The following is a 13,966-nucleotide window of genomic DNA, read 5'->3' as shown; positions in this document are numbered from 1 at the left end:
GAGCCCGTCATGCCCCCTCTCGAACACCGCCTGCTGCAGCTCAACGGCATCACCCTGAGCCTCTACATGGCCGGCCCGAGCGATGGCCGTCCCGTCTGGCTGCTGCATGGGTTTCCCGAGTGCTGGTACTCCTGGCGCCAGCAGATCGGACCGCTGGTCGCATCCGGCTACCGCGTCCTGGTGCCGGAAATGCGCGGCTACGGTCAGAGCAGCGCCCCCGTGGCCGTCGAGGACTATGCCTTGCTGACCCTCTGCGCCGACATCCAGGCCGCCATGGACAGCCTTGGGCAGGAAGACGCCTGCGTGGTCGGCCATGACTGGGGCGCCCCCGTGGCCTGGCACCTGGCCCTGCTGGAGCCACAGCGCATTCGCGCCGTGGGCGCCCTTTCGGTGCCCTTCGGCGGTCGCCCGAAGCGGCCGGCCATCGAAATCATGCGCGAGGCCAACGCCGGGCGCTTCAACTACATCCTCTACTTCCAGGAACCGGGGGTGGCCGAAGCCGAACTGGACGCCGACCTGGACCGCAGCCTGCGCCTGCTGCTCAGTGACCTGGGTGACGCCCTGCTGCGCGACAAACCCGCCGATGCCCAGCTGCTGGACGGCCTCGACGCGTCACCGGCGCTACCCGGTTGGTGCGACGCCGACGAATTCGCCGTCTACCAGCGCACCCTGGCCGAACACGGTTTCCGTGGGCCACTGAATTGGTACCGCAACTTCACCCGTAACTGGCAGCAGACCGAGCACCTCGCCGGCCGGCAGGTCGAGCAACCCACGCTGTTCATGGTCGGCGACCATGACCCGGTGGCCCGACTGGAGGCCTATACGCTCAAGCGCATGGCCGATCTGGTGCCACGCCTGGAACAGCATCGGTTGCCCGATTGCGGCCACTGGCTGCAGAACGAGAGCCCGGCCGCGGTTAATGAGCGGTTGCTGGATTTCCTGGCGCGGCATTACCCGGCGTAATCAATCACACAAGGTGCTACGAACTGACTGACAGCACGTTTGGGCACTGACGAGCGCATCAGGTAAACTTGCCCATCTTTTTTTACCTATAACGATTCGCCTGATGCCCACGACGTTCCACGAGATTCCCCGCGAACGCCCCGTCACGCCCCTGCTCGACCGCGCGGCGACGCCGGATCAATTGCGCCGGCTTGGCGAGGCGGAGCTGGAAACCCTGGCCGACGAACTGCGCCAGTACCTGCTCTATACCGTCGGTAAGACCGGCGGTCACTTCGGTGCTGGCCTGGGTGTGGTGGAGCTGACCATCGCCCTGCACTACGTCTATGACACACCCGACGACCGGCTGGTCTGGGACGTGGGCCACCAGGCCTATCCGCACAAGATCCTCACCGGGCGCCGCGAGCAGATGGGCACCCTGCGCCAGAAGGACGGTATCGCCGCCTTCCCGCGTCGCGTGGAAAGCGAGTACGACACCTTCGGCGTCGGCCACTCCAGCACCTCCATCAGCGCCGCCCTGGGCATGGCCATCGCCGCCCGCATGCAGGGTTCCAACCGCAAGTCGATCGCCGTGATCGGCGACGGCGCGCTGACCGCCGGCATGGCCTTCGAGGCGCTCAACCACGCGTCGGACGTGCAGGCCGACATGCTGGTGATCCTCAACGACAACGACATGTCGATTTCGCACAATGTCGGTGGCCTGTCGAACTACCTGGCGAAGATCCTCTCCAGCCGCACCTACGCCAGCATGCGCGAAGGCAGCAAGAAGGTTCTCTCGCGCCTGCCCGGCGCCTGGGAAATCGCCCGTCGCACCGAGGAATACGCCAAAGGCATGCTGGTTCCCGGCACGCTGTTCGAGGAGCTGGGCTGGAACTACATCGGCCCCATCGACGGCCACGACCTGCCCACCCTGGTTGCCACCCTGCGCAACATGCGCGACCTCAAGGGCCCGCAGTTCCTCCATGTGGTGACGAAGAAGGGCAAGGGTTTCGCGCCGGCGGAAGTCGATCCCATCGGCTACCACGCGATCACCAAGCTGGAGCCGATCAAGCCCCCGGCCGCGCCGAAGAAGCCTTCCGGGCCGAAATACTCCAGCGTGTTCGGCCAGTGGCTGTGCGACATGGCCGGGCAGGACCCGCGCCTGGTGGGCATCACCCCGGCAATGAAGGAAGGCTCCGACCTGGTGGCCTTCAGCGAGCGCTTCCCGGATCGTTACTTCGACGTTGCCATCGCCGAGCAGCACGCCGTGACCCTGGCGGCCGGCATGGCCTGCGACGGCGCCAAACCAGTGGTGGCGATCTATTCCACCTTCCTCCAGCGCGGCTACGACCAGCTGATTCACGACGTAGCCGTGCAGAACCTCGATGTGCTGTTCGCCATCGATCGTGCCGGCCTGGTGGGCGAAGACGGTCCGACCCACGCCGGCAGCTTCGATCTCTCCTACCTGCGCTGCATCCCCGGCATGCTGGTGATGACGCCGAGCGACGAGAACGAACTGCGTCTGCTGCTGACCACCGGCTACCACTTCGAAGGCCCGGCAGCCGTGCGCTACCCGCGCGGTAGCGGTCCGAACGCCGCGATCGACCCGACCCTGGCGCCGGTAGAAATCGGCAAGGGCGTGGTACGTCGCACGGGTTCGAACGTGGCGATGCTGGTATTCGGCGTGCAACTGGCCGAAGCCCTGCAAGTGGCGGAAAACCTGGACGCCACCGTGGTCGACATGCGTTTTGTCAAACCCCTGGACGAGGCGCTGGTCCGCGATCTGGCCGGCAGTCATGAGCTGCTGGTGACCATCGAAGAAAACAGCGTGATGGGTGGCGCTGGCGCCGCCGTCAGCGAGTTCCTCGCTCGCGAAAACCTGCTCAGGCCGGTGTTGCACCTGGGCCTGCCGGACTACTACGTTGAACACGCCAAGCCGGCGGAAATGCTCGCCGAATGCGGGCTTGACGCTGCCGGTATCGAGGCATCGGTGCGCAAGCGGCTGGCGCTGCTGGGCGTCTGAGCCCTCAAAGCGTCGCTCTACCCATCCTACAAAGGCACGCCCAGCGCAAGGGCGAATCAGTAGGATGGGTAGAGGTACGAAACCCCATCATCTCCCTGTGTATCTACCTTGCAGTCGCCAGCAGGCGGCAAAGCTTCTCGGTCGCCCCCAGCATCTGGAAACTCGGCCGCTCCAGCCCTCGGTCGGGCACCGGCCAGACCTGCCCCGTCCTCACTGCCGCCAATTGCGGCCAGGCTTTCCAGTCGCCGGCCTGGCTTGGCTCGCTCACCAGGATCACTGTCGGATCGCGCTGCAGGACAGCCTCGACGCCCACCTGGGGCGCCGGCAGCGGGAGGTCGGCGAAGACATTTCGCGCACCGCAGACCTTCAGGGCATCGCTGACGATCTGCTTGCCGCCCAGGGTGTAGAGCGGCTTGTCCCACACCTGGTAGAAGACCTTCAGCGGCGCATCACGGTGATAGCGCTGGCGCAGTTTCGCCAGGCTTGTTTTGAAGCGCGCGGCCAACTGGCGGCCCTGGTCGGCTCGGCCGATTCGCTCGCCGATCTCGATGAACGATTGCGCCAGTTGCTCCAGATCCCGGGGTTCCACCACCAACTGGGGAATCGAGAGCCTTTTCAGCTGTTCGCGCCCGGAGGCGCCGACGCTGTCGGGCCACAGCAGCACCAGATCAGGCTTGAGGCTGAGCAGGCTTTCCGCCTGCAGCTGCCCGTAACGCCCCACCGATGGCAAGCCCGCGAGGGCTGCTGGACGATCTCCGCCGTCAAGCACACCCACCAGCAGGTCGCCGGCGCCGAGATCGAGCATAGTTTCCGTGAGGGAAGGCGCCAGGCTGACCACCCGCAGCTGTGCCGTGGCAGGTAGGGCCAGGCACAACAGCAGGAAGGTGAGCAGCCGGCGCATCAGCCGAGCTGGCGGGGAATACGGTAGAGGTAGAGCAGCACCAGGCTGCTCAAAGCAAGGAGGATCAGCGCCACCGCGTTGAGGCCGACCAGCACCGCCAGGGCGGCGATCCAGGCTGGCAAGCCGGCGGCGAGAAAGGCCTTGCCACGATGGTGAGCCAGCTCTTGCCAGGCGCCCGGCTCTTCGGCTCGGCCAAGGGCGGCTTCGGTCGCAACCAGCGCGCGTTTGTACGCGGAAAACAACGGCAGGCTGAGGAACATGGACGCCAGCGCTGCGATGAACAGCGGCATTTGCAGCACCGGCAGCACCGGCTCGCCGTCGCCAAACAGGTAACTCATGACGCACAGCGGCACCAGGGTGTAGCCCAGCTGGCGCCACCAGGCCAGGGCGAGCCGGCGACGGACGTCCTTGCGGGTCACGACTCGGCTTCCGCCTGATGCAGGTTGCCGAGCATGTGCCCGAGCTTGCCGGCCTTGGTGGCCAGGTACTTGCGGTTGTGCTTGTTCAGGCCTGTCTGCAGCGGCACGCGCTCGGCCACATTAAGGCCGTAGCTCTCCAGCGCCTTGACCTTGCGCGGGTTGTTGGTCATCAGCTTGATAGCGCTGACGCCCAGGTGCTCCAGCATCGGCTGGCACATCGCATAATCACGCTGATCGGCACCGAAGCCCAAGCGTTCGTTGGCCTCAACGGTATCGGCGCCGCCGTCTTGCAGTTCATAGGCGCGGATCTTGTTCAGCAAGCCGATGCCACGACCTTCCTGACGCAGGTACAGCAGCACGCCGCAGCCGGCTTCGGCAATGGCACTCAGGGCCGCTTCAAGCTGGAAGCCACAGTCGCAACGCAGGCTGAACAGGGCGTCACCGGTGAGGCACTCGGAGTGCAGGCGGCCCAGAACGGGTTCGCCGCTGGCCACATCGCCCAAGGTCAGAGCAACGTGTTCCTTACCACTGGCCTCATCGAGAAAGCCGTGCATGGTGAACACGCCGAAAGGAGTGGGCAGTTGGGAGGCGGCGACGAAAACGACAGACACCGTAGAACTCCTGGAAATGAGCAAGGCCGGCATTGTAACAGCAGCATTAACCGGCAGGTCAGATTGAATAGTTGGGGATACGTATCGAATGGCTCGAAGGAAGCGCCCTTAGAATTTCGACTCCAGCAGAAGAACGCCCTGCTCTTCGCGCCAGCGCACGCGGTTGAGGAAACTCATGCCCAGCAGCACTTCCACCGGCGCCTCGCCCTCGATCACCGCACCTTCCACGCCCAGCACTTCGAGCCTGCCGACCTTGATGCTGTCGAACTTCACCCGCCAGGCATTGACCGTACCGCCGGCGGTGCTGGCCTTCATCGGCAAGCCCTTCACCCGGTAGTCGATACCCAGGCGACGGGCCTGGTTCTCGTTCATGGCGACGCTGGTGGCGCCGGTGTCCACCAGGAACTGCACCGGATGACCCTCGATGGAACCAGCCACCTGATAATGCCCATTGTTGCCACGGGCGATGCTCAGCTGGGCCTTCTGCGGCGCGGCCGGAGTGCCGGTCGGGGCGGAACTGCCGGCCTGGTTGTACTCGCGGGAAAGGCCGTAGCTGCGCTCGACGCCGTCGACGCGCAGCACAGCACCCTTGCTGTCGGCACTGATTACCTGGACGCCACCAGGGCCCGTTTGCCCCACTTTCACCAGCTTGCGCTGGCCGTCGACATTGAGCACCGCAGCTCCAGGGAAGAGGCCGACAACTTGCACCTGGGTAGCGACCGCGAGTACCGGAACGAATGCCAGCAGGACGGTGACGAATCGCAAATCAGGGCGCGACATGGGGTTTCTCCAGTTCCTTGTCAAAGGAGTAAGGCTGCTTCCAGCGTTTGAACAACGGTTTCAGCTCGCCGCTGGCGACCAGGGCGCTCATGCGTCGGTCGAAGACATCCGCCAGATGACGGCCGCGCGCTGTGTTGGCGAACCCCAGGTAGAGCGGCAGGCGCACCAGCGGGGTGATCCGAAAGCGGCCGCTGTCGGTAGCGCTTTCCAGCACATCATCCACCTCGGTGCGGGCGTCGATGTAGAAATCCACATGACCCAGCTCGAGCATCGAGAGGATGCCGCTACGCCGCTGGATCTCCTTGAAGTGCTTCAGGTTCGGCAGGTAGTCCTGGTAGTCGTAGCCTCGAATCCAGGCCAGGCGGTACTGCCCGAGGGTGGCCAGGGTGGGGATCGGAGTGGACTTCAGCGAGAGCGCGCTGACCTGGTCGGCATCATAGTGCCAGCGCGGGTACCAGGCGTCCTTGACCTCGTTGCGGTAGGAGCCGACCCAGGCATCCGCCTCGCCGCGCTGCACCAGGCCGATGGAGCGGGTATAGGGCATGGAGTGGATTTTCAGTTGGATACCTTCGGGTTCATAGACACGACGCAGGATGTCCCAGCCGAGCCCCGTGCCGTTGGCCTCGGTGTGCTCGGGCCAGACTTCGCTGGCGAGATGGATTTCGTTGGCCGGGAACGGCTCGGCCCAGGCTGTGGGCAGCAACAGGCAACCGATCAGGACCTTCAGTATCCAGCTCCGCATCACACTGCCCTCCACCCGCCCATCCTCGTCGCAGGTCCTACCAAGACTAGGCCAGACCCCAGATGATGAGCTGCATCGCCAGCCAGGCGAAGACCCCGGCCAGCACATCGTCGAGCATGATCCCCACGCCACCGTGGACATGGCGGTCGATCCAGCGGATTGGCCAGGGTTTGAGGATGTCCATCACACGGAACACCACGAAACCCAGCAGTAACCATTGCCAGCCCTCGGGCACCAGCCAGAGGGTGATCCACATGCCGACCATCTCGTCCCAGACGATGCCTTCATGGTCATGCACGCGCAGATCGTGGGCGACCTTGCCGCACAGCCAGAAGCCGAACAGCATGGTCAGCCCCAGCATCAACCAGTAACCCCAGTCCGGCAGCATCTGCCAGAGCGGAATGAAGGGCAGCGCTACCAGCGAACCCCAGGTGCCCGGGGCCTTGGGCAAGGTACCCGAGCCGAAGCCGAAGGCGATGAAGTGCCAGGGATTGCTCCACACCGAATGGGGGATGGGTTGCGGCGTGGCCGACTCGTGATCAGTCACCTTGACTCCCGAAATGTTGATAGCCCAGCGCCGGCGGTTGCAGTTCGGCGCCGGCCTTGTCCAGTAGATGCACGCCCTGCCCCGCCTCGACCCGGCCGACGACCGCCACCTCCGGCCAGCCGGCCTGGATGGCTGCCAGCTCGCTGGCGGGCAGGGTAAAGACCAGGCGGTAGTCATCGCCACCGGCCAGCGCACAATTGAGCGCGAAATCCCTGGGAAAGAGCCCTTCGAGGGCCGGCGACAGCGGCAACCGTGCGGCCTCCACCAGCAGCGCCACACCAGAGGCCCTGGCGATATGGCCGCAATCGGCCAGGAGGCCATCGGAGATATCCAGCGCCGACGTAGCGCGGCCGCGCAGGGCCTCGCCCAGGGCCAGCTGCGGTTGCGGCGCCCAATAGCGTTGCAGCAGGTAGTGCGCGTCGGGGCCGTCGTCCTGCCGCTCGCCCAGCACCAGCGGCAGGGCGCCGGCGCCATCGCCCAGGCTGCCGCCGACGCAGAGCAGGTCGCCGGGGCGCGCGCCGGAACGGGTCAGCGCCTGGCCAGCGGGCAGGCGGCCGAACACGGTCAGGGTCAGGCTCAGCGGGCCGCGCGTGGTATCGCCGCCAACCAGGCCGAGCCGGCAGTCCCGCGCCATGGCGCAGAGGCCGCGGGCGAAGCCGTCCAGCCAGTCGGCACGGGCGTCGGGCAGGGTCAGGGCGAGGGTGAAGGCCACGGGCGCGGCGCCCATGGCCGCCAGGTCACTGGCGGAAACCGCCAGGGCGCGCTGACCAAGAAGGAAGGGGTCGGCACCTTGCGGAAAGTGCACGCCGGCCACCAGTGTGTCGGTGGAAATCGCCAGCTGCTCGCCAGGCGGCAGTTGCAGCAGCGCACAGTCATCACCGATGCCAAGGGCAATACCTTCGCCTCCGGCCGCGCAAGCGGCAGAGGCGAAGAAACGGCGGATCAGCTCGAACTCACCCACGCGACGGCTGCAATCAGCGCTTGCCGCCGCGGACTTCGGCGGCGCGCAGGCGCGGCGCCAGCTTGTCCAGCACGCCGTTGACGAACTTGTGCCCGTCGGTTGCGCCGAACACCTTGGCCAGCTCGATACCTTCGTTGATCACCACGCGGTACGGCACATCCACGCGGTTCATCAGCTCGTAGGTGGACAGGCGCAGGATCGCCAGCTCAACCGGGTCCACTTCCTCGAGGGCACGGTCCAGGCAGGGCAGGAAGGCCGCATCGATCTCGGTCTTCTGGCGCGGTACGCCGTGGAGAATCTCGTGGAAGTAGGCGCCGTCTACCGTGCTGAAATCGTTGTCGACGCGGAATTGCGCCTCGATTTCGTTGAGCGGCTGACCCGCAATGTGCCAGGAGTAGAGCGCCTGCATCGCCAGGCTGCGGGCCTGGCGACGGGCTGCGATCTTACCTTTCGGTGCCTTGGGCGCCGAACCGTCTGCGTTGCTCACTTGGCCTCCAGGGCAGCCAACAGGCTGACCATTTCCAGGGCGGACAGAGCGGCTTCAGCACCCTTGTTGCCGGCCTTGGTGCCGGAGCGTTCGATAGCCTGCTCGATGGAGTCGACGGTCAGCACACCGAAGGCGACCGGTACGCCGAATTCCATGGAGACCTGGGCCAGGCCCTTGGTGCATTCGCCGGCGACGTATTCGAAGTGCGGGGTGCCGCCACGAATGACCGCGCCGAGGGCGATGATGGCGGAGTACTCGCCTTGCTGGGCGACCTTCTGGGCCACCAGCGGGATCTCGAATGCACCGGGCGCGCGAATGAGGGTGATGTCGTCTTCGCTGACGCCATGGCGTACCAGCGCGTCTACGGCGCCGCTCACCAGGCTTTCCACGACGAAACTGTTGAAACGGCCGACCACCAGGGCATAGCGGCCTTTGGGGGCGATGAAGGTACCTTCGATGGTCTTCAGGGACATGGGCGAGATCTCGTCAATTAAAGAGCGAGGGCCCCGGCCTTGATGGCCAGAGCCCTACGGGTCATTCAGCGGGCAGGTATTCTACAACTTCCAGGTCGAAGCCGGATATCGCGTTGAACTTCATCGGCGAGCTCATCAGGCGCATCTTGCGCACCCCGAGGTCGCGGAGTATCTGCGAGCCGGCACCCACGGTGCTGTAAGTGGTCGGGTTGGTGACCTTGGTTTCGGCGCCCATTTGGCGCTCGAGATGGGCCAGCAACTGCGGACCGGTGAGCGGGGTGCCGAGCAGCAGCACGACGCCGCTGCCGGCGGCAGCCACTTCCTTCATCGCGGCGCGCAGGCTCCAGCGGCCAGCCTGGTTGACCATGAACAGATCGCGTAGCGGGTCCATGTTGTGCACCCGCACCAGGGTCGGCTCTTCCGGGCAGATCTTGCCCAGGGTCAGCGCCATGTGCACGTCGCCTTCCACGGAGTCGCGGTAGGTCACCAGGTTGAAATGACCCAGCTCGCTGTCCAGCGGCTGCTCGGCGATGCGCTCGACGGTGCGCTCGTGGATCAGGCGGTAGTGGATGAGGTCGGCGATGGTGCCGATCTTGATCCCGTGCTCGGCGGCGAAGGCCTCGAGTTCGGGGCGACGGGACATGGTGCCGTCGTCATTCATGATTTCGCAGATCACGCCGCTCGGCTCAAAGCCAGCCATGCGCGACAGGTCACAGGCCGCTTCGGTGTGGCCGGCACGCGCCAGCACGCCGCCCGGCTGGGCCATGAGCGGGAAGATGTGACCGGGGCTGACGATGTCGTCGGCCTTGGCGCCCTTGGCGGCCGCCACCTGCACGGTGCGCGCACGGTCGGCGGCGGAGATGCCGGTGGTGACGCCTTCAGCGGCCTCGATGGAGACGGTGAACTTGGTGCCGAAGCCGGAACCGTTGCGCGGTGCCATCAGCGGCAGCTTCAGCAGCTCGCAGCGTTCGCGGGTCATCGGCATGCAGATCAGGCCACGGGCGAACCGGGCCATGAAGTTGATGTGTTCGGCCTGCACGCACTCGGAGGCCATGATCAGGTCGCCTTCGTTCTCGCGATCCTCGTCATCCATGAGGATGACCATCTTGCCCTGGCGGATGTCTTCGATCAGTTCGTCGATGCTGTTGAGAGCCATGGGCCCTCCTTATGAATTCAGTGTTTGAGGTAGCCGTGTTCGGCGAGGAAGCTTTCGGTCAGGCCGGAGGACTGCGGCTCGGCTGCCTTGTCGCCCAGCAGCAGGCGTTCCAGGTAGCGGGCCAGCAGGTCGACCTCCAGGTTGACGCGGCGCCCCGGTCGGTAGTCGACCATGATGGTCTCGGCCAGGGTGTGCGGGACGATGGTCAGCTCGAACTCCGCGCCGTTAACCGAATTCACCGTCAGGCTGGTGCCGTCGACGGTGATCGAACCCTTGAGGGCAATGTACTTGGCCAGGTCGCGCGGTGCACGGATGCGGAATTGCACGGCGCGGGCGTTGTCTTCCCGCGCCACGACTTCGCCGATACCGTCGACATGGCCGCTGACCAGGTGGCCACCGAGGCGGCTGGTGGGGGTCAGGGCCTTCTCCAGGTTGACCGGGCTACCGGGTTTCAGGTCGTCGAAGGCGGTGCGGGCCAGGGTCTCGCGGCTGACATCGGCCCAGAAGCCATTGCCCGGCAGCTCCACGGCGGTGAGGCAGACGCCGTTGACCGCAATGCTGTCGCCGAGCTTCACGTCACCGAGATCCAGCTTGCCGGTTTCCACCAGGACGCGGACGTCGCCGCCTTTGGGTGTGATCGCACGGATGGTGCCGATGGCTTCGATTATGCCGGTGAACATTGGGCCTCCAGAACTTGCAGCGGGCCGGTGAAAACCGGCGAAAGACGCATTATAGGCGCCCGCCCCTCACCCGCGCGCGGACGATCCGCCGGCGCCGGAAGGATATGGACTGTTGCATGTGACATCGATGGAACTCCTGTTTCGTGAAAAACAGGGCGTATCGGATCGAAAGGGATCTGGCGGGCGCAGGCACGAACGTACCCCAGCCCAGGCAGGCTATCCCGTCCTCTCTTCATCCGGACTATTACCGTCGGCCCCGGAATCACACCGGGTCTGCTGACCCTGCCAGTGGCAGGCGCTCGCGGGCTATGCACATTCAGCGCAATTACCGCCGGTGGGGACTTGCACCCCGCCCTGAGAACGTTTCAGCCAGTCAATGAAACTGGCTGGCAGGCGTTTTATCACAGTCGTGGCGAACTTGCATCGGCTGTCTTGGCCATGCTGGCGCGTGCGAAATCAGGCAGCGGGACGGGGAACCGCGATGACTCGCCAGTCGTCGCCCACGGCGCGCATTTCGACGATGTTCAGCTCCTGGGCTTCGGCCATCCGCGCCAACGGCCAGTCCAGCAACGGGCGGGCGCTGGAGCCGAGGAACTTGGCGGCGATGAATATCTGGTACTCATCCACCAGCCCGGCACGGGCAAAGGCCCCGGCCAGGCGCGGACCGGCCTCCACCAGAACGTCGTTGACGCCACGGTTGGCCAGCTCTTTCAGCAACCGGCGCAGGTCGACATGGCCATCGGCGCCGGGCAGGGCCAGAAGTTCGTGGCCAGGACTGACTTCGAGGACATCGCCGGCGGTGGCCACCAGCGCCGGACCCGCCTGAAAAAAGGGCGCCGACAGCGGCACCCGCAAACGCCCATCCACCAGCACCCGCAGCGGCGGGCGGCTGACGGCCAAGGCAGTGAGCTCAGGGTCGAGGCCCAACTCTTCGGCACGCACGGTAAGACGCGCAGCGTCGGTAAGCACAGTATCCGCTCCGGTCAGCACCACACTGGCGCTGGCGCGTAGGCGCTGCACGGCCGAACGAGCGGCCGGGCCAGTGATCCACTGGCTTTCGCCACTGGCCATGGCGGTGCGGCCGTCCAGGCTCATGGCGAGCTTCACCCGCACGAACGGCAGGCCCTGTTCCATGCGCTTGATGAAGCCGGCATTCAATGCCCGTGCCTCGGTTTCCAGTACACCGCTGCTGACCGCGATGCCGGCGTCCGCCAAGCGTTTCAAACCACGGCCGGCCACCTGGGGATTGGGGTCCTGCATGGCCGCCACCACGCGCCCGACTCCGGCAGCTACCAGCGCATCGGCGCAGGGCGGCGTGCGGCCGTGGTGACTGCAGGGTTCGAGGGTGACATACGCGGTCGCGCCGCGGGCCAGCTCGCCAGCCTGGCGCAAGGCGTGGACTTCGGCGTGGGGTTCGCCGGCACGGACGTGCCAGCCTTCGCCGACGATCTGGCCATCGCGAACGATGACGCAGCCGACGCGCGGGTTGGGATGGGTGGAGTAGATGCCTTTGCGCGCCAGCTCCAGGGCGCGGGCCATATAGGCCTGATCGTTACCGGCCATCACTCTTTCGACGGCTCGCGGGCCAAGCGCTCGATTTCCTCGCGGAACTCGTTGAGATCCTGGAAGCGGCGATAGACCGAGGCGAAGCGGATATAGGCAACTTCGTCGAGTTTCTGCAGTTCAAGCATCACCAGTTCACCCAGCACCCGCGACTTCACCTCGCGTTCGCCGGTGGCGCGCAGTTTGTGCTTGATATGGGCGATGGCTGCCTCCAGACGCTCTACGCTTACTGGACGCTTTTCCAGCGCGCGCTGCATGCCGGCTCGCAGCTTGTCTTCGTCGAAAGGCTGGCGGCTGCCGTCCTGCTTGATGAGACGGGGCATCACCAGTTCGGCAGTCTCGAAGGTGGTGAAACGTTCCTCACAGTTCAGGCACTCGCGGCGACGGCGCACCTGGTCGCCCTCGGCTACCAGCCGTGAATCAATGACCTTGGTGTCGTGTGCGCCGCAGAAGGGACAGTGCATGGCGTTCGTGGGGGCATCGGTAGAAAAGGGGGTCCATGGTAGCGCATCCCCGGGGCAAGACAAGCCGACGGCTTTGCGCTATAAGGCCCGCGCATTCAGATCAGGAAGCCCAGATGCGTCCACTCCTTCCCCTACTCCTGGCCACCCTGCTAGCGGCATGTGCCAGTGAAGAACCCGCCCCGGAACTGTCCACTCCGGCGCCGCAGCCCAAGGTGGAGACCACGCCAGCCCACATGCGCGAACTCAGCGGTGTGTTACAGGCGCCGCCCGCCGGCAGCGAGGTGGAACTGGCACTGATGTCGATCGATTCCCGCGACCGGCCGCGACGCCTGCTCGGCAGCCTGGTGTTGAATGGCAATGGCGGCCCCCTGCCCTTCCGCCTGCTGTTCAACCCGGAATCCTTTCCCCGTGGTGAGCGCGTGGAACTGCGCGGCCGTGCCAGTCTGTCCGGACAGTTGATCCTCAAGATGCATCCGCGCCTCATCCTGCAGCCTGAAAGCCAATCCCTCGGCCCTCTGCAGATGGTGCCGGCACCATGAACGCCCCGAAGTCGCTGCAGCAGGCGCTGACCCAATTGCTGGGCGACGCCAGCCTCGGTGCGGAAACCCTGCCCGGCACCGATCTCAAGCTCTGGCTCATCGACGCCAACAACATGGACCGCGCCTTCAGTCCCGAAGAAACTCGGCGCATCCTCGAAGAACCACCTTACTGGTGCTTCTGCTGGGCCAGCGGCCTGGCCCTGGCACGCTGGCTGGCCGAGAAACCCGACTGGGTGGCTGGCAAGCGCGTGCTGGATTTCGGCGCAGGCTCGGGCGTTGCCGCCATTGCCGCTGCCAAGGCCGGCGCCGCCGAAGTGGTCGCCTGCGATCTCGACCCGCTGGCCCTGGAAGCCTGTCGCGCCAACGCCGCGCTCAACGGAGTAGAGCTGAGCTACTCGGCGGACTTTTTTCAGGAAGAAGACCGCTTCGACCTGATCATCGTCGCCGACGTGCTCTACGACCGCGCCAACCTGCCCCTGCTCGACCACTTCCTCACGCGTGGCCGCCAGGCCCTGGTGGCCGACTCACGGGTCCGCGACTTCCAGCACCCGCTCTACACGCGCCTCGCCATTCTGGACGCCTGCACCTGGCCAGACCTGGCCGAGCCAGCGGAATTCCGCAATGTGAGCCTGTATCACGCGATTCGGTAAGTCTCCGTGCTGCGGGGCGCTTTTCCTGTAG

At 65.6% G+C, this 13,966-nt stretch carries 17 protein-coding genes and 1 riboswitch; of the genes, 4 read left to right on the top strand and 13 right to left on the bottom strand.

What is annotated here, in order from left to right; genetic code table 11:
* Positions 1-9: 9 nt before the first annotated feature.
* On the top strand, positions 10-963 hold the full coding sequence (locus AAHM40_RS06485) for an alpha/beta fold hydrolase (protein WP_342243908.1): 954 nt from the start codon (positions 10-12) through the stop codon (positions 961-963).
* A 103-nt stretch (positions 964-1,066) separates the two neighbouring features.
* Positions 1,067-2,962, top strand: coding sequence for a 1-deoxy-D-xylulose-5-phosphate synthase (gene dxs, locus AAHM40_RS06480; RefSeq protein ID WP_342243907.1), 1,896 nt, complete (start codon positions 1,067-1,069; stop codon positions 2,960-2,962).
* Between the two features lie 103 nt (positions 2,963-3,065).
* On the opposite strand, the gene AAHM40_RS06475 is transcribed toward dxs, so the two are convergent.
* From AAHM40_RS06475 to nrdR, 13 genes are all read right to left on the bottom strand, one after another.
* Positions 3,066-3,863, bottom strand: a complete 798-nt coding sequence (locus tag AAHM40_RS06475) for a cobalamin-binding protein (protein WP_342243906.1) — start codon at positions 3,861-3,863, stop codon at positions 3,066-3,068.
* A complete protein-coding gene (locus tag AAHM40_RS06470) occupies positions 3,863-4,282 on the bottom strand; it encodes an MFS transporter (protein ID WP_342243905.1) in 420 nt (139 codons plus the stop codon). The genes AAHM40_RS06475 and AAHM40_RS06470 overlap by 1 nt, the downstream gene beginning before the upstream one ends.
* Positions 4,279-4,893: a GTP cyclohydrolase II gene (gene ribA, locus AAHM40_RS06465; RefSeq protein WP_342243904.1), complete on the bottom strand. Its 615-nt coding sequence runs from the start codon at positions 4,891-4,893 to the stop codon at positions 4,279-4,281. The genes AAHM40_RS06470 and ribA overlap by 4 nt, the downstream gene beginning before the upstream one ends.
* Before the next feature lie 108 nt (positions 4,894-5,001).
* Positions 5,002-5,673 (bottom strand): retropepsin-like aspartic protease family protein, encoded by a 672-nt coding sequence (locus AAHM40_RS06460; RefSeq protein WP_342243903.1) that lies wholly within the window; start codon positions 5,671-5,673, stop codon positions 5,002-5,004.
* Positions 5,660-6,415, bottom strand: a complete 756-nt coding sequence (locus AAHM40_RS06455) for a substrate-binding periplasmic protein (protein ID WP_342243902.1) — start codon at positions 6,413-6,415, stop codon at positions 5,660-5,662. Before AAHM40_RS06455 ends, AAHM40_RS06460 begins: the two co-directional genes overlap by 14 nt.
* 46 nt (positions 6,416-6,461) lie before the next feature.
* Positions 6,462-6,962 carry a phosphatidylglycerophosphatase A family protein gene (locus tag AAHM40_RS06450; RefSeq protein WP_342243901.1) on the bottom strand — a complete coding sequence of 167 codons (501 nt, stop codon included), beginning with the start codon at positions 6,960-6,962 and terminating at the stop codon, positions 6,462-6,464.
* On the bottom strand, positions 6,955-7,923 hold the full coding sequence (gene thiL, locus AAHM40_RS06445) for a thiamine-phosphate kinase (protein WP_342243900.1): 969 nt from the start codon (positions 7,921-7,923) through the stop codon (positions 6,955-6,957). The genes AAHM40_RS06450 and thiL overlap by 8 nt, the downstream gene beginning before the upstream one ends.
* A gap of 13 nt (positions 7,924-7,936) precedes the next feature.
* A complete protein-coding gene (gene nusB, locus AAHM40_RS06440) occupies positions 7,937-8,410 on the bottom strand; it encodes a transcription antitermination factor NusB (RefSeq protein ID WP_028629204.1) in 474 nt (157 codons plus the stop codon).
* Positions 8,407-8,883, bottom strand: a complete 477-nt coding sequence (gene ribH / locus AAHM40_RS06435) for a 6,7-dimethyl-8-ribityllumazine synthase (protein ID WP_028629205.1) — start codon at positions 8,881-8,883, stop codon at positions 8,407-8,409. The genes nusB and ribH overlap by 4 nt, the downstream gene beginning before the upstream one ends.
* Before the next feature lie 61 nt (positions 8,884-8,944).
* Positions 8,945-10,039: a bifunctional 3,4-dihydroxy-2-butanone-4-phosphate synthase/GTP cyclohydrolase II gene (gene ribBA, locus AAHM40_RS06430; protein ID WP_028629206.1), complete on the bottom strand. Its 1,095-nt coding sequence runs from the start codon at positions 10,037-10,039 to the stop codon at positions 8,945-8,947.
* 17 nt (positions 10,040-10,056) lie between these two features.
* Positions 10,057-10,719: a riboflavin synthase gene (locus tag AAHM40_RS06425; RefSeq protein ID WP_274801819.1), complete on the bottom strand. Its 663-nt coding sequence runs from the start codon at positions 10,717-10,719 to the stop codon at positions 10,057-10,059.
* 219 nt (positions 10,720-10,938) lie between these two features.
* Positions 10,939-11,085: riboswitch (FMN riboswitch) on the bottom strand.
* A gap of 90 nt (positions 11,086-11,175) precedes the next feature.
* Positions 11,176-12,282, bottom strand: coding sequence for a bifunctional diaminohydroxyphosphoribosylaminopyrimidine deaminase/5-amino-6-(5-phosphoribosylamino)uracil reductase RibD (gene ribD / locus AAHM40_RS06420; protein WP_342243899.1), 1,107 nt, complete (start codon positions 12,280-12,282; stop codon positions 11,176-11,178).
* Complete coding sequence (gene nrdR / locus AAHM40_RS06415) at positions 12,282-12,746, bottom strand: transcriptional regulator NrdR (protein WP_028629209.1); 465 nt, start codon at positions 12,744-12,746, stop codon at positions 12,282-12,284. The genes ribD and nrdR overlap by 1 nt, the downstream gene beginning before the upstream one ends.
* Positions 12,747-12,859: 113 nt before the next feature.
* On the opposite strand from nrdR, the gene AAHM40_RS06410 reads away from it, so the two are divergent.
* A complete protein-coding gene (locus tag AAHM40_RS06410; RefSeq protein WP_342243898.1) occupies positions 12,860-13,285 on the top strand; it encodes a YbaY family lipoprotein in 426 nt (141 codons plus the stop codon).
* Positions 13,282-13,935, top strand: coding sequence for a class I SAM-dependent methyltransferase (locus AAHM40_RS06405; RefSeq protein ID WP_342243897.1), 654 nt, complete (start codon positions 13,282-13,284; stop codon positions 13,933-13,935). The genes AAHM40_RS06410 and AAHM40_RS06405 overlap by 4 nt, the downstream gene beginning before the upstream one ends.
* Positions 13,936-13,966 lie beyond the last annotated feature (31 nt).

This window comes from Pseudomonas sp. OTU5201 (genome assembly GCF_038440135.1).
GTDB lineage: Bacteria > Pseudomonadota > Gammaproteobacteria > Pseudomonadales > Pseudomonadaceae > Metapseudomonas > Metapseudomonas resinovorans.
The sequence above is the reverse complement of the archived record's forward strand: the minus strand, read 5'-3'. Positions and strand labels throughout refer to the sequence as shown.